Raw genomic sequence first — 611 nt, 5'->3', positions numbered from 1 at the left:
GCATGTTCACTTCTCGCGCGGAATACCGCCTATTGCTTCGAGAAGACAACGCCGACCTTCGTTTGACAGAAAAAGCTCGTGAACTTGGCTTGATTGATGATGTTCGTTGGGCGCGTTTCAACGAAAAAATCGAGAACATGGAAACCGAGCGTCAGCGTCTGAAGTCTACTTGGGTAAACCCGAACTCGGCGGGCATTGATGAACTGAACAAACTGCTGAAAACGCCAATGGCGCGTGAAGCAAGTGGTGAGGATCTTCTGCGTCGTCCAGAGATCTCATACTCACAATTGACTCAACTTGATGCCTTTGCTCCTGCTCTTGAAGATCAACAAGCGGCAGAACAAGTAGAAATTCAGGTGAAATACGACGGTTACATCAAGCGTCAGCAAGAAGAGATCGAAAAATCACTTCGCCACGAACACACAAAACTGCCTGCGGATTTGGATTACAAAGACGTAAAAGGTTTGTCGAACGAAGTGGTTGCGAAACTGAGCGAAGCCAAACCGGAAAGTATTGGCATTGCTTCGCGTATTTCCGGCATTACGCCTGCAGCGATTTCAATTCTTCTTGTGCATCTGAAGAAGCACGGCTTGCTGAAAAAAGGCGAGGAA

At 47.6% G+C, this 611-nt stretch carries 1 pseudogene; it reads left to right on the top strand.

Annotated elements, in window-relative coordinates:
* Positions 1–611: pseudogene (gidA, locus tag R7O13_RS28625) on the top strand (tRNA uridine-5-carboxymethylaminomethyl(34) synthesis enzyme MnmG); the annotation flags it as partial.

The sequence above is a fragment of the Vibrio sp. Y176 genome (genome assembly GCF_033438945.1).
This window is presented reverse-complemented; position numbering and strand designations above follow the sequence as displayed.